Raw genomic sequence first — 19439 nt, 5'->3', positions numbered from 1 at the left:
ATCCTCCATGACGATCACACCGTATTGACTTGCTAGGCGGGTGGTGAGTTTATGCAGTTCGTCGTTGCGAATATTGGCGATCTTTGCGTGGAGCTTCGCAAGTTTCAGCTTGGCTTTTGCCCGATTCTTGGAGCCTTTTTGCTTGCGTGATAGAGAACGGGACAATCGACGCAAACGATTCAAGAGTGCTCTGTGAGGCTTTGCACCTGTCACGAATGTACCGTCGGACAAGGTAGCTAATCGGTTAACACCCAAATCCACGCCGACTATTGCTTGGTTTTCGCACATCGGCGGCGCATCTTCCGTGTCTACCGTGAGACTCACAAACCACTTGTCTGCTTCTCGCGAAATGGTGGCTGACATGATCTTGCCAGAGAATCGCAAGGTTTCTCGCATGCGTACCCAACCTAACTTCGGAACGCGAATGCGCTTGTCACAAACGGCAAACTGATCGTTGGTGAGCGTGAACCGGTCATGAATCCCTTTCTTCTTGAAGGTCGGATACTTCGCTTCGCCTCGAAAAAACCGCTCAAACGCACCACCAAGGTGAATCAACGCCATTTGTGGTGCGTTTTTCGTGACATCGAGCATCCAAGGGAACTGTTCACGCTTGATGGCATTCAGTTGCCGACGAAGCGAGGCTTGCGTTGGCTTTTCCCCCGCCTTGTATTGGCGTTTCCACTCGGCAAGTCCCCAGTTGTAGGCGAACCGCGCTACACCGCAGGCTTTGGCAAAATAGGTGGCTTGCTTGTGATTCGGATCAAGCGCAATCTTATGGCTTCTGTGCATCGTCAACCACCTTCTTCATGCCTTCAAGCAATTTCTGATTCTTGCGTGAACGAGAACCATAAAGACGCGCAGAAAACACCGTAATGATTTCCAGTACATCCTTGGCAAGGTCTTCTTCAAACGACGTGTCTTCGCCTTGGTTGAGAATGACCACTTCCACTTCTTTCGCCTCGCAAATAGCAAAGACAAGTTCTGCTCCAAACCGCAGAAGTCGGTCTTTATGCGTAATGACCAACCTGCCTACTTCGTCTTGCAAAATGGCGTTCAATAGTCGTTGTAAGCCTTTTTTGTGGTAGTTCATTCCCGATCCAAGATCAGCAACGACCTCGAACGTCCACCCTTGTGCAGCGCAGTACATTTCAAGGACTTGCTTCTGACGTTCCAAGTCCTCTTTCTGATCATGGCTCGAAACTCTGGCGTAGGCTACGGTTTTTCTGTCGCTCCGCTGAAGACGGAATAGTTCAGGGCGTAGTTTGACCAGATCGTATCGGCGATGGCCTCCAGGAGTAATTTCATCCGGTTGCAAACGCCCTTCTTTTTCCCAACGACGGAGCGTCGAGATGGAGACTCCAAGTATCTTTGAGGCTTCACCTATCGTTGCTAATCTGTCCATATGAATAGTATAACCTAGTTTTAGATAGATTCAATAAAAACTGTTTAAACCCTTGTCGGGCGTAGAAATACGAAGCCACGACGGCAATTAGCACCCACAAGAGAACAGGGATGACGACAGCCGCTACTGTGAATCAGTTTGTCGGCAAAACCCAAGCAAGATCGTTAAAATCCCCAACGGGATGCCTAATCAGCCGCTCAATAAGAGTATGAGGACGAGCTAGAATTGTAAAATTTAGTATCGTCACGAAACTCGTAATGTGGGTCAATGACTTTGCTCTAGCGATTGTGGGTGAAGTCAAGGTTCAAGATTAAAATTTGACCAAACTTGCCTTCTAAAACGATAACCATTGCACTGAGAAGACTATCTAGTCCTATCATCACAACCTCCCAATGACCTAAAACAAACTTAATCATCTATGTCTGCAATGTCGCCACGCGTATCATTTTTGCTGAATAAGTCGTTCCAATAGACCTTTTTAAGGGTAGTGATCGTCGTTCTCAGCTGTAGCTCCGTCTCATAAGGACAACTCGCCAACCATCTGGATCTTCGATTGTGACTCCATCTTTTTCCCAGTTGGTAGGTGCAGGGCAAGGGCTTCCGTCCACGTGTTGTGTGAACTCTAAATGATAACTGATTCCCGGTAATCCCACTATTTCACCATCATAACCTTGATGTCCTTTAAAACCTCCGATGTGCTTCAATCCGATCCCGTCCGTGTAAAAGCGAACAACTTCGTCTAATTTATCCGTTGGACATGCGATTCTAACCTCTGCCACTGGTAAATCTTCAGGCCAATCTGTAGTAGGCATAGACTATTCCCCCATATCGAGTATTTGCATTCTGTAGTCTACGTACGTTTTCCGGGATGCTGCCTCTAAGCAATAGAGGCGTTAAAATCCCTCGTCGTATAAACATCCCCAACCTATTGTTTGGTTAATTCCCTGGTATTCCAAGAAGGCAGACGCATTATTTTTCTACATATAGCTTTAAACGCATCAACGATTAGGGAAACGAAACCGAGTCTTTCGTCTTTATTTCTATGGGGGGCGATGGGTCCAGGTCCTCCAACCTGAACCCCTTTTTGATAGTCTTCGTCAGGAAAAAAACCATCGGGCACAGCATATCTGATCAATCCACCTGATTGCAGAAAATCGAAGCTGGAATTACAATCAAAAATTACTTCTCCAAGCGAAACGATATTCTCATGTTCTTCATTCTAGTTCACCCGCGCACTGTGCAGTACGAAATTTCGGCGGCACCAATGATAAATTCACGAAAAATTTCGCGTTTTCTTTGTGGGGGATATTCGACAGATTCAGACACGATTTGCTATTTACACGCAACGCCCGACATTGTTTAATGAGCATTGTGCTTAGTATAAATTCATTTCCCTAGCAAACAAACTTACCCTGTAGGAGCCTTAAAAAAATATGAACATCCATCGTTTTAACCACTGGAGTTCAGACGCCAGTATGCCATTGCGACTACGACGTCTGCAACATCCACGTACGCATTTTTACCAAAGAATCGCAACTCGCACGGTTGAAACTACTGATCAAGCAAATCATATTTGTGATCATTTATGCGGTGAATACGGAACCATTCACTGTGCAAACTGCCCCATTGAACTTTTTCGACAAAGTCTTGTTTTACAGGAAATGAAATTGCAATTCATACGCCAGGATCGCAAAAAATGCTGTGACAATCCTGTGCAGAAAACCTCTGATTGCAAAAACGAACAAGCAGTACCCACCTTCTGTTAAAACACTCCCGAGACGTCCCTGAATACATCCCAGAATATTTGCTTACACTATATCAGGAACTTGAAAGTAATTTATATGACGACTGTAATGCCTTGTGTAAATAGACGGGAGACAGCACAGTGACACATTCTATAATTTTGAATTTAATCGCATCGAGTTCTTTGTTCCTTGCACTTACCACAACTCGGACGGAATTTTCTGATCCTGATTTGCTACATCGCATACCCACTACACAACCTGTTGTAGCCTTTACCTTTGATGATGGCCCTGATCCAAATTTTACTCCAAAGATCCTTAAGGAACTCGCAGAACATCATGCAAACGCCACTTTTTTTGTAATTGGACGGAAAGCGGAACGTTATCCTAATCTCATAAAAATGGAGATCGCAAACGGGAATGAAATCGGAAATCATTCCTACTCCCATCCACCAAGTTGGACTCCTGCAAGTGCATTGCAAGAAATCCAACTCACACAAGAAAGGGTGTATAATATTACCGGGAGTTATCCCACACTTTTTCGTCCTCCGATGGGCGTTGTGAATTCAGGTATCCGACGAGCGACCAAACAAACTGGCTTGCGAATTATTCTTTGGGCATGGGATCAGGATACCCGCGATTGGAGTGGCCGCAAAGCATCAGCGATCGCAAAACAAGTAGTTGACCATCTACACCCTGGAGATATTGTCCTTTTTCATGATGGAGCAGGAAACCAAAGCAACACCGTAACCGCTCTCCATACAATATTTCCTCAACTGGAACAGCGCCATTTTCGAGTCACCACGGTTAGTGAACTCTTGCGAGTGACAAGTACAAAAACGCATGAATAATCATGCCCAACTGTGTAAGAGTACAATATCGACGCGACGATTTGCTTGTCTACCTGACGCCGTTGCGTTGCTTGCTACTGGACGATACTTACTGAATCCTTGCGCAGATAAGCGCTTTGGATCGATCCCCTGCTCGATCAAATAAGAGACAACTCCCGCCGCACGGTCGACCGACAAAAACCAATTTGAAGGAAACTGTTGTGTGTGAATCGGTATGCTGTCTGTGTACCCATTCACTTGCACACGAGTCGTCACCTTGTTTAAAAAGGGGACTAATCCCTTTAAAATTTGTAGTGCTTGCGGACGCAATTGATCAGATCCATTATCAAACAACACATCAGAATGGATTGCGACGCGAATACCGCGTGGCTCATCCACAGCCTCCACATTGGCTTGCAAATGATGATCTATAATATACTGTTCCAACTGGTGATAAATATCTGAAAACACTCGATTTTCCTTTACAATTTGGGCAACTTGCCCTTGTTGTTCGGGAGTCAATGACGTATTTTTTAAAAGGCTGTGTTCTCCTCCTGAAGTAGTAAAACTAATCGGAGTACTTGTTCCTGACAATGCAGTATGTAGAGATTCTGCCAATTGACGAAATTTACCTTGGTTTAAACTCGCTATACTATACATAATAATAAAAAACGCCAATAATAAGGTGATTAAATCTGAGTATGTAAGTAACCAACGCTCGGAATTTTCTTTTTTGACTTTCGCTTTTCCAGCACTTCGCTTTATCTTCATGGATCAAGTTGCTCCTTTCACGCTCCTTACACAATTCGACTTATCCCGACAAATTCCTGCTAAAACAAACGTGCGAGATGGCGACGATCAAACGCTGCCATCTCGCATCATGCGACAGATATCTGATTACGGAGTAACGGAAGACCAAGAAATACTGAATCCTCCGGGCCACACATTTACTTCTGGACGCTCGATTTGGCGCAGCGCTTGAGTTTGTTGTGCAACCCACTGCTGTAAAATCTGCAGACTTTGTTGTGGAGAAGGAAATCCTTGAGGCCATACACTCGGAGTTCCCCAATCAAATCCATTCCCGAAACCAGGGAATCCATTGCCTAACCCACCAAAACCATTAAATCCTCCCATCCCGCGAATCGTCCCAATACCTGGAATGACAATCGTGTAGCCCCCATTGTCACCTCCGATATTTTGCACACCTTCTGACGTATGAGCCATTACCGTGCGGAAACTTTCCCCGTTTGCACTCAGTTTCGTTGGCATCATCTCGGGTGTTCCATACGTCCCTACCATCTCGAGAGGTTCCACTTCATTTCCAGGCGAGGCAATCGGCTGCCCATTCACTGTTGCGTTTCGATAAGTGATCGTTCCCATATTTCCTAGCGGCAATAAATTATGATTTTGATTGGATGGATCCTCACTAATCCACTCAGCGGACGTTTCGATTCCGCTTACATAAGAAGAACTTAGCGAAACAACGATTGACTTTGCGTAGGGTTGTCCTTGGCGCGGGGTAACTATCGCTGTAAGCCGCCATGTATTCGATCCAATCGGAATAATTTTTGCAGAAATTTGATCTCCAGGGGAAATGGGCAACATTTCATCTGCAGCGTGGGGTAGTTTCTCCCAGAAAACATAAGATGTCTGTTGTCCATTTTGCATCTGTTCTACCGTCCCCATTTGCAGCAAATCGTGGCTCGACACACCCCCCAAACCGATCCACTGCGCATCATTCCCATTGGGGTTGCCTGAAATCGCAGGAACCGTCCAACTCCCTGTCACACTACTCTCTCCATTTGCTAACGAAGATGGCTGAACGACATAACCTGCCCAGTTCTGCGAAGTTCCAGCCATTGCAGGAAATGACCACTGATCTGTTGCATAATGTTTCGCTTCGCTGATTGTTCCTTGTTCTTTTAGCCCTGCATGAGTACCATGCGCGAGTAGCGAAGCAGCTCCAATCCCCACAAGTCCTATCCCAAACAAAGTTCCAATGTGCCTAGGTTTTCTCGATTTCACTTAGAATTCCTCCTTTCACGCACGATCCCATCTTGTTGTCCCAACATTTTCATAGGAACGACAAGTTCATCTTCTATCAGTTTACCTGCTCTTCATTAAAAAATCATTGAAAAACATGTAACAAATGAATTGTTCCATTGCATCGTTTGATTGCCCTACGCTCTTTTGCTATAGTCTAATCAGATCTTTTCCAATCAAGGAGGCACCATGGCGTTCTCCCGTTTTATAAAAACACAGCGCGCGGAAATTTGGACCTTTATAAAATATGCTTTGACTGGCGTATTCAACACTTTGATCACGTATATAGTCTTTAGTGGCCTCGTTTACATCCACGTGCTTCCTAGCTATGCGCTTGCCATTGGATATCTGCTTGGGATGATTAGCAGTTATGTCGTGAATAGTCGATGGACTTTTCAACCATCGATTCGACACATCTCCTATTTTAAAAGATTTCTCGTTATCAATCTCCTTGTGCTCGTCCTAAGCGAGATTACCCTTCACCTCATTCTTCATCGCTTACACATCGCTTACATTGCACAACTGATTAACATCATCCCTATGACAGTCATTGGATACTTATCGAATCGCTATTTGGTCTTTACCACTGAAAGTCTATCAGACATCGATCTTTCAACAAAACTTACTCAAACAAAAGATCTACAGCGTAGATCTGCAAAAGAACTCTTCCTCTTTGCTGTAGCTATAGCGCTAGCGCAACGCCTGTGGCTTACATTTTATGCACTTTTAGAATTACTTTTGCACAGGCAAAAAATTACGATATACAATCTGTTTTTAGGTTATTATAAGCATTGGGATTCTGGATGGTATCTAGAAATCGCGAAGAGCGGTTTTACTACTTTAAAACAAACGGCTTTTTGGCCGCTCTATCCATTCTTTATACGGATTTTACACGATGTAACAGGCTTTTCTTATACACTCAGTGGCGTATTCATCTCTTTTCTCGCATTTATTTTCTTCTTATATTATATTGGACGCATCGCAGACACTGAATTTGGCACTAAGACTGCTCGCGCATCAATTTTATTATTTGCTTTTTTCCCTACAAGCTATTATTTTGATGCAGTGTATACAGAATCTCTCTTCATGGTTTTTTGTGTCTTTGCTGTTGAACAAGCAATGGCTAATCGTTTTTGGAGTGCAGGCATCTTGGCAGGACTTGCAACTCTCACTCGCAATACGGGTGTTTTTCTCGATCTTATCTTATTTTTTGAGTACCTTCGCTACCGTAAAATGAATTTACGCTTTTGGACAAGCACATGGTGGAAACGACTGAATCACCAAGTGTTTGCGCTCACCCTTCCAGTTCTTTTCTTACTTTTTTATATGGTGTATCTAAAAGCGCACACGGGTCATTTATTGGCTTTCTTGACTGCGGAAAAATATTGGGATCGTCACTATATGCCGCTTTGGGAGACGTACTCTTTCACTTGGGTAAAAATGCTTCATTCGACCGGGTGGTATCATGAATATGATCTCGTCGAACTAACAACGGTTACACTAGCCATTTGGATGGTCATACTTGGAATGCGATACATTCGACGTTCTTATCGACAATTTTCATGGTGGTTATTCACGATAACCGTTCTTTGGATTGCCGCTACTGAGCCATCTTTAAATGTACACGACTATCTAGTCAGTTTTCCACGCTATATTCTTATGTTGTTCCCTGGATTTGTCTATTTAGCAGTGACTGTCGTGCGTCTGCGAGCGACTCCCTTAATCATATTGATATTCGCCCTAGGACTCGGCATGTTGGGGAATTTGTTTTTCCATGGAATTTGGATCGCATAATCATGAACGGAGGAATCTTTTCGTGTTAGATTTAACTGAACGCCCGCTTGAAGAAACAAATAAAGAGAATGGACAAGAGCCAGTGCATAAACGCACAGAGGAATTATCCCTCTTGTCTATTGTCATTCCGACCTATAACGAGGAAAAAGTAATTGATGTCTTATATTCACGATTGCGCGAAGTTCTTGACGAAATCGCAGTTCCATACGAACTGATCTTTGTCAATGATGGCTCGCGCGATGGAACTCTGCGCGAACTATTGAAGTTAGCAAAAAAACATGCTGAAGTAAAAGTAATTGACTTCTCGCGCAACTTTGGACATCAAATTGCTGTAACAGCTGGATTAGACCACGCGAGAGGCGACGCCGTCGTGATCATGGACGCAGATCTGCAAGACACACCGCAATTGATTAAAGAGTTTATATACCAATGGCGACAAGGCTATGATGTTGTCTATGCGGTGAGAGCTAAGCGCAAAGGAGAAACTTTTTTTAAACAATTGACTGCGAAACTCTTTTATCGGACTATGCAACGTCTCACGGATGTTGATATTCCTCTTGATACCGGGGACTTCCGCCTCATGAATCGCAATGTCGTCGATAGTCTATCTGCGATTCATGAACGCCACCGCTTTATTCGCGGACTTGTTGCATGGGCCGGCTATCCTCAAATTGGTGTTCCTTATGTGCGGGATGAACGTTATGCGGGGGAAACAAAATATCCCTTAAAAAAAATGATAAAATTCGCTTTGGATGGAATTACCTCTTTTTCTTTTCGCCCGTTGCAATGGGCCACAAAAATAGGGTTTACTGTAGCTATTCTGGGATTTCTCGGTGCAATCCTTATTGTGTATATGAAACTCTTCACGAATGTAACAATTCAAGGATGGACATCGATTATGGTAGCTTTACTCGTTCTTGGCGGCATGCAACTGCTGATGCTTGGGATTCTTGGCGAGTATATTGGGCGCATCTATGACGAAGTGCGCGGTCGCCCTCTTTATCTTATTCGCGAAGTCTATAACTTTGAATCCGTTTCTCCTTCTCCAAACTTACTTAAATCTACACCTAGATAACTTTGAGATTGAATGACCGGATTGCTCAACTAACTTATCATTTGACCAACGGGAGCTAAAGAGATCCCTGCTAATTTCAACTTTTGTTGAATTGCAGCAGCAAACTCAAGTGCATGCGGGCCATCGCCGTGAATACAGATCGTCTGTGCATCAAGCACAACCTCAGTGCCCTGCAGAGACAGCACCCGACCTTCTTTCGCTATTTTCAATACTTGATTTGCAGCGATTTCCACCTCGTGAATCAATGCATCTTTTTGGTTCCTTGGCGTCAAACTCCCATCCATTTGATAAGTCCGGTCGGCAAACGCTTCACTTGCTGTGCGCAGGCCAATTTGTTGCCCGGCGTGAATCAATTCACTCCCTGCTAATCCAAATAGAATTAATTGATCATTTACTAGATAGATGGCTCGCGCAATCGCTTCGGCTAATTGTGCATTGCGGGCAGCCATATTATAAAGAGCACCATGAGGCTTGACATGTTGCATGGAAATGCCCTCTGAACGGCAAAATCCATCTAGCGCCCCAATTTGGTAAATCATCAGTTCTTGTACTTCTTGTGCAGAAATTTTCATCTCGCGCCGACCAAATCCAGCTAAATCTGGCAATCCTGGATGAGCGCCAATTGCTACGCCCTTTTCCTTTGCTAAAGTGACAGCTTGCCTCATCACACGCGGATCGCCTGCATGAAAGCCGCAGGCAATATTGACTGACGTAACATAATTGAGTAAATCTGGAGATTCACCCGAACGATAAACCCCAAATCCTTCCCCATAATCACAATTCATATCGATTTGATCCACACTGGTTGACCTCCTTAGCAATCACGCTTCGCCAAACGAAGTGAAGTTTTAATCCTCTCGATTTTCCGTTCTTGTGCTCGTAATAACTGATGTGCCATCTCAATACTGACTTCTTGAAAACGAATACGGTCCCCTGGTTTTAGCTGTGCAAGCAAAGGAAGATCCGCACGGATGACTTCTGCAATCTTTGGATAGCCTCCAATCGTCTGACGATCGGCCATTAAGATAATCGGATTTCCATCTGGTGGCACTTGTACAGTGCCTATCGTAACTGCTGTTGACAACATTTCATACGGGGATCGCAACAGCATCTGAGGACCACGCAATCGGTATCCCATGCGATTAGACTGAGTTGTAATTTGAAAATCTAACGAAAAGAACTGTTCTTGACTATCACTTTGAAATCGCGCGTATTCTCGCCCGCGAATCACACGCACCGTTTGAATCGAAGAATACCCTGAAAAAAAACCAGAGCGAATAAACCAGGGAAATGAAAAATAGCCTGCTGAATTAGTTTTCTGTAAAACCCCATCCCTTGCAAAATCATCGTCGCGCTTGACTGCACCAATTGCAAGCATGTCATCCGCGCGCAATGACCTTCCCGAGAATCCCCCAATTCCCGCCTGTAGATACGTGCTTTTACTCCCCATCACTCGAGGTACTTCAAATCCTCCAGCTACTGCAAGGTAAGCACGACAGCCACTAAGAAGCGGACCAAATTGCAACACTGAACCCGCTTGTACAAATATGAGTCGCTCATTCTCTATCCGATGCTCATTGAGCGTTACAGAAAAATGGGCCCCACAAATAGCAATCCAAGTATCCTCTTGAAATTCTAGAATGGGTCCTTGCATTGTAATCTCAAGAGTCGCCTCCTCTTCGGGGTTTCCCACAATGAGATTGGCTATCCTCAACGCCACAGGATCCATTGCTCCACCTACAGAAAATCCATATTTTTGAAATCCATTCCTGCCTAAATCTTGAATAGTGGTCAACATTCCTGGACGAATAACTTTCATTACCTGATTCCCACCATCTCTAATCTTTTGTACTCCCTCTCTGTAATTGGAATAAAGCGCACTTTATCTCCCGCCTGCAATAAGCTTGGTGGATGATTTTCCACATGAAAAAGTTGGATTGGCGTTCGCCCGATGATTTGCCAACCACCTGGGGTAGACACTGAATAGATCCCTGTCTGTTCTCCCGCAATGCCAACTGACCCCGCTTGAATCTGCGACCGTGGCGTTGTTTTACGCGGTGTTACAAGGCGTTTTGAGAGTCCTCCGAGGTATGGAAACCCTGGGGCAAACCCGATCATAAATACCTGGTATTCCGGGCTTGTATGAAGTTTTATGACTTCACTCTCCGTAAGACCATGATACTGTGCTACAAAAGAAAGGTCTGGGCCATATACTCCCCCATAACAAACAGGAATTGATACAATACGAGATTGGGTCACTTCTGATTCAGAAACACGAGCAATCGTATGTCGCAATTTTTGAATGACTTCTGCATAAGAAATAGCCACAGGATCATAAAAAACTGTCAGTGTAGTGTAGGCGGGCGTGCATTCTAGAAATCCAGAAAACGGATGACATTCGATCGCATTTTGCGCTTTTTGGATAAAGGATTGCACACTGGGTTCAATCATCTTGCTAAACTGTATAACGACTGCACAATCACCAAGCGGATAGATCTCCATATCACTCATCCGTTTTCCGTACCACCTGGTACAATAAGATCCTCATTCTCACTTACTGAAACGCGAATCGCCGCTTCGATCCCTACCAACATATCAGCCAAAGACATCGCAGGCAAAGCCCGATCTACCACCTGCGACGGTAAATAGGGAATATGTATAAACCCGCCCTTCCCTATCGGATATTCAGTTGTAAGAAAATGCATGAGTCCATAGAAAAGATGATTACAAACAAAAGTTCCTGCCGTATTGGAAATTGATGCCGGGATACCTAGTTGTTTCAGTTCCCGCACAATACGCTTGATGGGCAAGGTAGAAAAGTACGCTGAGGGGCCCTTGATGAGAATCGGTTGGTCAATCGGTTGATTTCCTTCATTATCTGGAATTCTTGCATCATCAAGATTAATCGCAACACGTTCCACACTGATATGTGGACGTCCACCCGCCTGACCGAGACAAATCACAACATGAGGTTGAAAATCATGCACCAGTACTTTTAAAACATCAAGCGCCCGATCAAAAACTGTTGGAATTTCACTCGCCTTCACATAGATTTTGGTAGTCCCTTCGATCACCTTTCCATTTAACTGTTTAACAATTTCAGAGGCTGGATTTACTGTTTCTCCGCCAAACGCATCAAACCCAGTAAGAAGTACTCGTCTTTCCATTTTTCACCGCACCTTTTTATTCAAACGCGATTTCTCACCGTGCAACAAAATACATGAGCATTACATTTACAGCCAATAAAAGGATCGCCGTCGGCATTTGTATCTTGATTACATGATTTTTATCCTTCAAATCAAGTAGTGCGGCAGGAACAATATTGAAATTAGCAGCCATAGGGGTAAGCAGTGTTCCACAATACCCAGCAAACATGCCAATCGCAGCTATGCGATTAGCTTCAATGCCAAAATGGCCAATCAATAAAGGAATAGCTATCCCTGCAGTCATTACCGGAAAAGCTGCAAAAGCATTGCCCATCACCATCGTAAAAAGTGCCATGCCTACACAGTAAGCAAAAACCGCCCAAAACAGTGAATGTGCAGGAATCACTTCTACCACGAGGTGCGAAACAATTTTCCCTACCCCCGCACGATCAAATAAAGTGCCAAGTGTCGCTAACATTTGCGGTAATACTGCAGCCCAGCCAATCGCTTCGAGCAATCGCCGTGATTCTTTGATTGATGTAATGGGTGAATTCTTTGTTATCATCAAGCCTACCACTAATGCAATGAGTGCTGCTACTCCTAAAGAGATAAGAGTCACATTCTTTGGATCAAACAGATATAGACCAAACCACTTAACTCCGATAAGTCCTTCAGATCCGATTACCGTGAGGATAGGAATGAGTAACGCCGGAATAAACAAGCGATTTTTCAGCCTGAGGCGACTACTCTCTCGTTGTTCAGACGAATTCTCACCATAATGCCCCAACTTCAACCCACCAAATCCAGCAATAACCACCATGATCATGACAAAAATCCCTATCAATGCGGGAGGGAGAATTTTACCTAATAACAATGTGGTACCATACAGAAGATAGAACAAACCTGACGTGAAGCGACGAATATTTTTACGATCCAAAAAAGTATACACACTCCCAAGTAGTGTGATAATCCCAAGAAATGAATAAACTGCTTCGAGTGTGATGATCACTTAGGCATCCCCTCTCTCATGCTTATTGTAGATACGTCCACATGATTTCCTAATCTTCTTTTTAAAGCTCGATCTAGTAGATACAGTCTTGTGCTATGAATCAAAAACACAGAAATAGCCGTTGGAATTCCCCAAAGCGCCATTAGAATTGGATTTGCCGAGATATGATTTTGTTGAAAAAATCCATTCATTAACAAAATTGCCCCTACTGCAATAAAAATGTCCTCCCCGAAAAATAGACCAATATTATCGACTGCCGCAGAATGAGCTCGAATTGTTTGTCTTACATCATCAGGCAAATCTCCATATTTCGCTTCTGCTGCCCCTTCTGCCATAGGAGCAACTAATGGCCTGACCATCTGTGGTTGTCCCCCGATCGCACTAAGACCAAGTGCTGCAGCGACTTCGCGAATAAACAAATAGAGTGTCAATAATCTTCCTGTTGTTGCAGCTCTCATTTTTGAAACTAAAACTTCAGCTTGTTCACGCAACCCATTTCGCTCTAATAGGCCAATCACGGGTAGTGTTGCAATAAAAATTGCCATATATCGATTTACTGTAAAAGCTTTTCCAAACTCAACCAAAATCTGATACGGAGATTCACCTGCAACTAGTCCTGTAACAATTCCGGCTACAGTAACCACGAGCAGTGAATTTAAACGCAACAGGAAACCTATAATCACAATACCAACACCAATTAGAACCATCTCAGTCACCCGCTTTTAGATGGATTTTTTCATGCATTATAACCAAGTCGAGTGGAACACTCATGCGCGTAGAAGACGACTCTTTCTACTAATGTCCAAACACGTTCCTCATCAAATCGTGTGGTTGGCCCCGCAATACTCAGTCCCGCGATGACCATACCGCGATGGTCAAAAATAGGGGCAGCTACAGCAGACGTATCATTTTCCAATTCAGAATGACTAATAGAATATCCTTTGATTCGCGATTCAGATAACACTGAACGCAAAACTGCACGATCCGTAATCGTACCTTTTGCTAACGGTTTAAGCTCCACATTGCCCACATATTGCTCCTGCTCCTGAAAAGGTAAAAAAGCTAACAAAATTCGTGGACATGCTCCCGCATACATCGGCGCTCTGCGACCTGTTTGTGTATAAACACGTACAGGTTGCTCAGTATCTACTTTTTCTACGTAAATCGCTTCATCACGATCTCGAACAATGAGATTTACTGCTTCCCCAACTTCATCGCGCAAGGAATACATCAGAGGCAACGCGACTTTGCGAACATCTAGACGTTCAGATACCAGAAGTCCAAATTGTAAAAAAGTTAAACCTAGCCGGTATTTTCCATCTTCCTTTTGCAAAAGTCCCATATCCGTCAAAGAACCGACCATACGATAGACGGATGTTTTAGGAAATTGAAGTTTTTGAACGATTTCATTAAAAACAAGTATTGATTTGAATCTATTTTGCCACTATAGACCTGGTAAAGTTTCGTGTATGATGAGAGCGTTATGTTTTAACCAACGTTCTTTAAATACATTTTTAGGAGAATTTATGAATTTATTTAAAAATAGGAGTTCTACATTTTTCCGTACCTACCCTAAAAACGCGTATGTATTTATTATCGCCAGCTTAGTTAATTCGACTGGGAGTGCCCTCCTGTGGCCATTAACCACACTCTATGTACACAATATTCTTCACCGTTCTTACGGAGAGGCTGGACTCGTTCTATTTTTTCAATCACTAGCAGGCGTTATTGGACAGATTGTAGGAGGAAGTTTATATCACAAACTTGGCGCGCGTAATTTAATTGTCGGATCGCTAATGCTTAGCGGTTTGACACAGTTTGGTTTAATTTTCGCAAAAGCGTGGTCTCCGTATGTGATCGTTATGACGACAAATGGATTATTAAACGCCATAACGATGCCGGCCATTAGTGCGTTCATTGGATTTCAGTGGAGGAACCAGCAATTTCAACTCTTTAACACTGTTTATGTAAGTAACAATATCGGAGTTGCAATTGGAACATCACTTGCTGGCCTACTCGCCGCGATTTCCTTTGATTTAACATTTTTGTTGAATGGAGTAACGACGATTTGCTTCTCTATCTTTTTCTATTTGTATCTTAAGCGTCAAACAATTGCTCCAAACAATGAAGAGTGCAGCGCTTTTTTACATCACAGTGTGCGACCTCATCCGTTTACTTTGCTGAAAAACTTTCGCGCATATCTCTTTTTAGCACTAGGTTTACTGCTTATTTTGTTTTCCACTTCATCTTGGAATTCCGGCATTGCCCCTTATCTCAATCAAAGAGGTATGAGTCTGGCGAGATATAGTTTCCTTTGGACGATCAATGGCCTTGTTATTTTAGTGGGGCAACCCTTTACTACGTGGTTTGGGCGAACCTTTGCAAAATCCCTCGATGCCAGACTTATGGCTAGTGCATCGTTTTACGCGATCGCTTTTCTTTTCATGTGGATTTTTCATAGTCAATATCCCGATCTTATGATCGGGATGGTTATTGCAACAATTGGTGAAATGTTAAACTCTCCTACTGTCCCTACATGGATTACACAATCAACGGGAACTTCTGCTCCATTTTATCTTGGTGTGGTCGGTGGATTTGGAAGTGCAGGCAGATTGATCGGACCTCTGTTGTTTGGCAATCTTTTTGACTGGTTCGGAATTACTCCAATCCTTGCGGTGACAACCTTTTCTACACTCACTGCAATTATTTTCTTTGCGATCCAAAGCAAGTTCACGTACCATTCTCAGCAAGAGCAAAAGAATATGCAGAATTCAGTCAATCTGCCTAATTAACTCCGCACTTTGGGCGTTTTGCAATCATAAACTAGATCGACGAAACGAAATCCCAGAGATAGAGGAGGTCAATAAATTGCCACTTACCATGCCCATCGTAGGTAAAGAAGCTCCGGACTTTGTACTTCCAGGATATTATCATGAAAATGAGGTGCGGGTCCGATTCTCTGATTTTCGCGGAAAGTGGATCATTCTATTTTTCTATCTGAGTGATTTTTCAACCATCTGACCGACTGAATTGTCAGCGGTCGCTGACTTATATCCACAATTACTGGAGAAAAATACGCTTGTCTTCTCCATTGACACGGATGACATTGGCGTACACCATGTATTTCAAAAAATCCATCCAAGTGGCGCAAAAATTCAATTTCCTATGTTATCTGATCTCACGCATGAAGTAGGTATTGATTATGGTGCCTACGATCCAACAATCGGTCAAGAACTGCGCGTCACGGTCATCGTCGACCCATCCGGAATCATCCGCAACTACACAATGTACGATGCCTGGACGGGGCGAAGTACAGACGAGTTGATGCGCGTATTAAGTGCTTTACAGTATCAAGACGAAACAAAAAAGGCTACCCCCGCAAACTGGAAACCCGGGCAGCCTGGACTTACCTTATCATTAAAGAATTTGCCTGTATAATGAAGAGTAGATGGTAACCAGCAAGGGAGGACATCTTATTGCTACAATTTTCATACCCTCCCTTGCCACAGGTTTCAATCTACACGATCTCTGTGCGCAGTTGACCAAGCCGTTCGATCTCTACGATCACTTCATCCCCAGCACGTAAATATCGCGGCTCTTGCATGCCCGCAGCTACGCCACTTGGGGTACCTGTCGCGATAACATCTCCCGGTTCTAACGTCATAATTGAAGAAATGTATTCAAGTAAAAAGGGAATGTCAAAAATCATCTCCGCAGTATTCGCCTGTTGTCTGATTTCTTCATTTACAAAACAGCGAATCGTGAGATTTTGGGGATCTGTAATTTCATCTCTTGTTACAAGAGATGGCCCAAGTGGACCGCTTCCGTCAAATGTCTTTCCCTGTAACCATTGCGATGTTCTCCTTTGAAAATCGCGGATTGACAAATCATTAAAACAACTATAGCCAGCGATGTACGTAAACGCATCTTCGCGCTTTACAAATTTCGCTGTCTTTCCGATGATCACAGCGAGTTCCGCTTCATAGTCGACTTGATAGGATTGCAGAGGCTTTGTGAATGGAGCCCCAGGGTCATTGATCACATTCGCAAATTTAGCAAACAAAATGGGGATGGTAGGTGGTTCAGAATTCATCTCCGTTGCATGATCTATGTAATTTTTCCCTACACATATAATTTTCCCTGGCCGCAACAACGGCGCTTTTAGATGCACTGTCGGTTGTGCGAGCAGGATTTCATTGAGCGGAGGCAACTGTGCAGTTCTCACAGCGTCAACCAATTTTTGTACAAATGCTATCCCCTCTTCTTGTACTTGCAATAATCCCACCATGTCACCAGCAACAATCGCAGCATATGCAGTGATTTCTTGTTCTGTCATGGAGTGTGCAAAAGTTTTGGCAGCAGCACCAAGATCAATCAGAAATTCTCCGAATTTAACACCTAATTTCATTTTTCCTTGATGTTCAAATGTTACAAGTTGCATCCCATACGCCTCCCTTATGCTCCTCTTATTCTAACTCTTTTCCTTCTGATTAAAAAAATAACTAGTTCCTATAAGGAGCAAAATGATTACACCCCCTATTAACAACCAGTGATCAAGACCACTCATTATACCTAAAAACAAAAAAACGGTCCCCATATAATACGGAAGGAGCGACACCACAGCGGTCCATAAATATCCAGAAAAACGCACGGCAGGGAGAATTCCTGCTGCATAATTAACAAGAACCGCAGGAATAGGTAACAGCCGTGCGATCAACAATCCGCTCGTTCCACGTTTTCGAATAAAATGGTCGATCTGCTGTAAACGTTCTTCGGTGATCATTGAAATTACTACAGGTTGAATAACAAATCGCGCGAGAAAGAAAATAGAAATCGCTCCAAGCGTTGATCCGATCCAGGCAAACAAAAGACCATATAAAACACCATAAACCTTGAGAAAAATTAGAAGCAACCCTTCAGAAGGAATAGGCGTCATACAGATCGCTCCCATCAAAAACACAGCAATAATGACACCCATCAACCCGTAAGAGCGAATCATAGCGGTCATTTCACCGCGCTCATCTAAATAGAAGAAAATAGCAACCGCGAGAAATGTCATGCCAGCGAGGGCATACATTATCCACGATTGCGTAATTTTTTGCTTCCATTGAAGATGTTGAACCTGCGCATTCTTTGTCCGCACCTGCCCTAAACCTCCGCCACTTCAAGCATGCCTTCTATCTATTGTAGACGGACGGAGGTTCATGGATGTTCATTTACTCATTTATAACTATGCAGCAGCGTCTGCTTTTCACGTTCTGATGAATTTTTAACTGTAGCTTCGCGAAACGGATACGTTTGTAAAAAAAGATAACTTAGAACTGTAAAAAGAACCATTAACAGTGATACATGCAACAAATCTGCATTCAGACTAATATTGCTCAGAATCACCCAAGCTCCACTAAAAATTTGTAATAAAATCATCACAAACAGTGCTTGAGCACCTTTGTAGAGATCAGGCCGCTCCTTTTTTACCCCATTTAAGGCAATCATCAACCAAATACTTAAAACAGCAAATCCGATTGCCGCAAGTCGGTGCGCAAAAGCTAAACCGACATTGCCTAGTAATCCAGGAAAAATTTCTCCATTGCACAAAGGCCAACCCGTACAAGCTGTCCCTGCATTGTGAAACGCCACATCAGAACCAAGATAAATATCAGCATACATATATACCCAAGTCCAGCGAATCAAGTGGATGAGTGATTTGGGCAAAAATTGAGTTCGATAATTCAGACCACTCACTTCTTCTGCGGCATAATGATCATATTGGAATAAAAATACAGTTAAAAGTGCGATAGCCCCCATTGCAATCAATCCAAATCCTAGGTGTAAAGCCAACACCTCTGGCGGATTCACAAAAACAACCGCCAAAGCGCCAAGCAAAGATTGTACGACGATGAACCCTATAGCAAACCACGCAAAAATGCGAACTTCGCGAAAACGTCGAAATTTCATCAGTGCCCATACCACAAAGACAACCGCTACAACCGCAAAAAAACCAACTAAAAATCGATGCATCAGTTCGATTATCACGTGAATATTATTAAGAGATGGAAGAATTTGCCCATTGCACAATGGCCAATCTGGTCCGCATCCTTCCGCAGAATTCGTCTGCGTATCGAGAAACCCAATAAAATTGATAATAAACATTCCAACTGAACTAAACACGCCAAACCATTTTAAGTAACGAGCGGGTCTAGATTTCTCAGCGGATAATTGAACGTGGTTCAACCATCACACCCCCATTATAGTCCCTATTTCCCCTACCAACATAACAGAAGAATAGACTCATCGCCAGTAAAAAACATAGAAATTACATGACATTACAAGTACAATCTAGCCATTTTTACGAAAATATTTTGATGCTTTTTTGTATCAGTGTGTTATTTTGTTACATT

At 43.3% G+C, this 19439-nt stretch carries 20 protein-coding genes; 5 read left to right on the top strand and 15 right to left on the bottom strand.

Features of this window, described 5'->3' with window-relative positions; all coding sequences use genetic code 11:
• The 3 genes from BM613_RS04225 to BM613_RS04215 form a co-directional block, all read right to left on the bottom strand.
• A partial coding sequence (locus tag BM613_RS04225; RefSeq protein WP_109429919.1) for an RNA-guided endonuclease InsQ/TnpB family protein occupies nucleotides 1-789 on the bottom strand: 789 nt, incomplete at its 3' end.
• Nucleotides 773-1402 (bottom strand): IS607 family transposase, encoded by a 630-nt coding sequence (locus BM613_RS04220; RefSeq protein WP_109429918.1) that lies wholly within the window; start codon nucleotides 1400-1402, stop codon nucleotides 773-775. The genes BM613_RS04225 and BM613_RS04220, both read right to left, overlap by 17 nt.
• Nucleotides 1403-1902: 500 nt before the next feature.
• On the bottom strand, nucleotides 1903-2214 hold the full coding sequence (locus BM613_RS04215; protein WP_109429917.1) for a hypothetical protein: 312 nt from the start codon (nucleotides 2212-2214) through the stop codon (nucleotides 1903-1905).
• A gap of 1073 nt (nucleotides 2215-3287) precedes the next feature.
• Between BM613_RS04215 and BM613_RS04205 the strand changes: the two genes are divergently transcribed.
• The gene (locus tag BM613_RS04205) at nucleotides 3288-3995 is read left to right on the top strand and encodes a polysaccharide deacetylase family protein (RefSeq protein WP_109429916.1); all 708 of its coding nucleotides are present in this window, start codon (nucleotides 3288-3290) and stop codon (nucleotides 3993-3995) included.
• Here the strand turns inward: BM613_RS04205 and BM613_RS04200 are convergent, their stop codons facing one another.
• Nucleotides 3996-4745: a flagellar motor protein MotB gene (locus BM613_RS04200; RefSeq protein WP_109429915.1), complete on the bottom strand. Its 750-nt coding sequence runs from the start codon at nucleotides 4743-4745 to the stop codon at nucleotides 3996-3998.
• A gap of 126 nt (nucleotides 4746-4871) precedes the next feature.
• Nucleotides 4872-5999: a G1 family glutamic endopeptidase gene (locus tag BM613_RS04195; protein WP_109429914.1), complete on the bottom strand. Its 1128-nt coding sequence runs from the start codon at nucleotides 5997-5999 to the stop codon at nucleotides 4872-4874.
• Between the two features lie 207 nt (nucleotides 6000-6206).
• Between BM613_RS04195 and BM613_RS04190 the strand changes: the two genes are divergently transcribed.
• The gene (locus tag BM613_RS04190) at nucleotides 6207-7811 is read left to right on the top strand and encodes a GtrA family protein (protein WP_109429913.1); all 1605 of its coding nucleotides are present in this window, start codon (nucleotides 6207-6209) and stop codon (nucleotides 7809-7811) included.
• 112 nt (nucleotides 7812-7923) lie between these two features.
• On the top strand, nucleotides 7924-8886 hold the full coding sequence (locus BM613_RS04185) for a glycosyltransferase family 2 protein (protein WP_245926234.1): 963 nt from the start codon (nucleotides 7924-7926) through the stop codon (nucleotides 8884-8886).
• Between the two features lie 29 nt (nucleotides 8887-8915).
• On the opposite strand, the gene BM613_RS04180 is transcribed toward BM613_RS04185, so the two are convergent.
• From BM613_RS04180 to BM613_RS04150, 7 genes are read right to left on the bottom strand one after another with little or no spacing between them, the layout of a single operon-like run.
• Nucleotides 8916-9686 (bottom strand): LamB/YcsF family protein, encoded by a 771-nt coding sequence (locus BM613_RS04180; RefSeq protein WP_109429911.1) that lies wholly within the window; start codon nucleotides 9684-9686, stop codon nucleotides 8916-8918.
• 14 nt (nucleotides 9687-9700) lie between these two features.
• On the bottom strand, nucleotides 9701-10705 hold the full coding sequence (locus BM613_RS04175; RefSeq protein ID WP_109429910.1) for a 5-oxoprolinase subunit C family protein: 1005 nt from the start codon (nucleotides 10703-10705) through the stop codon (nucleotides 9701-9703).
• Complete coding sequence (gene pxpB / locus BM613_RS04170; RefSeq protein ID WP_109429909.1) at nucleotides 10705-11397, bottom strand: 5-oxoprolinase subunit PxpB; 693 nt, start codon at nucleotides 11395-11397, stop codon at nucleotides 10705-10707. Before pxpB ends, BM613_RS04175 begins: the two co-directional genes overlap by 1 nt.
• Entirely contained in the window at nucleotides 11394-12053 is a 660-nt protein-coding gene (pcp, locus tag BM613_RS04165; protein ID WP_109429908.1) for a pyroglutamyl-peptidase I, read from the bottom strand. Before pcp ends, pxpB begins: the two co-directional genes overlap by 4 nt.
• Before the next feature lie 34 nt (nucleotides 12054-12087).
• Complete coding sequence (locus BM613_RS04160; protein WP_109429907.1) at nucleotides 12088-13041, bottom strand: DUF979 domain-containing protein; 954 nt, start codon at nucleotides 13039-13041, stop codon at nucleotides 12088-12090.
• Nucleotides 13038-13748, bottom strand: a complete 711-nt coding sequence (locus tag BM613_RS04155) for a DUF969 domain-containing protein (protein ID WP_109429906.1) — start codon at nucleotides 13746-13748, stop codon at nucleotides 13038-13040. The genes BM613_RS04160 and BM613_RS04155 overlap by 4 nt, the downstream gene beginning before the upstream one ends.
• A gap of 29 nt (nucleotides 13749-13777) precedes the next feature.
• A complete protein-coding gene (locus tag BM613_RS04150) occupies nucleotides 13778-14404 on the bottom strand; it encodes an IclR family transcriptional regulator (protein WP_109429905.1) in 627 nt (208 codons plus the stop codon).
• Nucleotides 14405-14567: 163 nt separating this feature from the next.
• On the opposite strand from BM613_RS04150, the gene BM613_RS04145 reads away from it, so the two are divergent.
• Nucleotides 14568-15833 (top strand): MFS transporter, encoded by a 1266-nt coding sequence (locus BM613_RS04145; protein WP_109429904.1) that lies wholly within the window; start codon nucleotides 14568-14570, stop codon nucleotides 15831-15833.
• A gap of 88 nt (nucleotides 15834-15921) precedes the next feature.
• Nucleotides 15922-16479, top strand: a complete 558-nt coding sequence (locus tag BM613_RS04135; RefSeq protein WP_245926233.1) for a peroxiredoxin — start codon at nucleotides 15922-15924, stop codon at nucleotides 16477-16479.
• Nucleotides 16480-16558: 79 nt separating this feature from the next.
• Here BM613_RS04135 and BM613_RS04130 read toward each other — a convergent pair whose 3' ends face one another.
• From BM613_RS04130 to BM613_RS04120, 3 genes are all read right to left on the bottom strand, one after another.
• Nucleotides 16559-17482, bottom strand: coding sequence for a fumarylacetoacetate hydrolase family protein (locus tag BM613_RS04130; RefSeq protein ID WP_109429902.1), 924 nt, complete (start codon nucleotides 17480-17482; stop codon nucleotides 16559-16561).
• 30 nt (nucleotides 17483-17512) lie between these two features.
• Complete coding sequence (locus tag BM613_RS04125; RefSeq protein ID WP_109429901.1) at nucleotides 17513-18184, bottom strand: TVP38/TMEM64 family protein; 672 nt, start codon at nucleotides 18182-18184, stop codon at nucleotides 17513-17515.
• Between the two features lie 77 nt (nucleotides 18185-18261).
• The gene (locus BM613_RS04120; RefSeq protein ID WP_109429900.1) at nucleotides 18262-19272 is read right to left on the bottom strand and encodes a COX15/CtaA family protein; all 1011 of its coding nucleotides are present in this window, start codon (nucleotides 19270-19272) and stop codon (nucleotides 18262-18264) included.
• Nucleotides 19273-19439: the final 167 nt, after the last annotated feature.

Source organism: Sulfoacidibacillus thermotolerans, assembly GCF_003144315.1.
GTDB classification, from domain to species: Bacteria; Bacillota; Bacilli; order Alicyclobacillales; family SLC66; genus Sulfoacidibacillus; species Sulfoacidibacillus thermotolerans.
The sequence above is the reverse complement of the archived record's forward strand: the minus strand, read 5'-3'. Positions and strand labels throughout refer to the sequence as shown.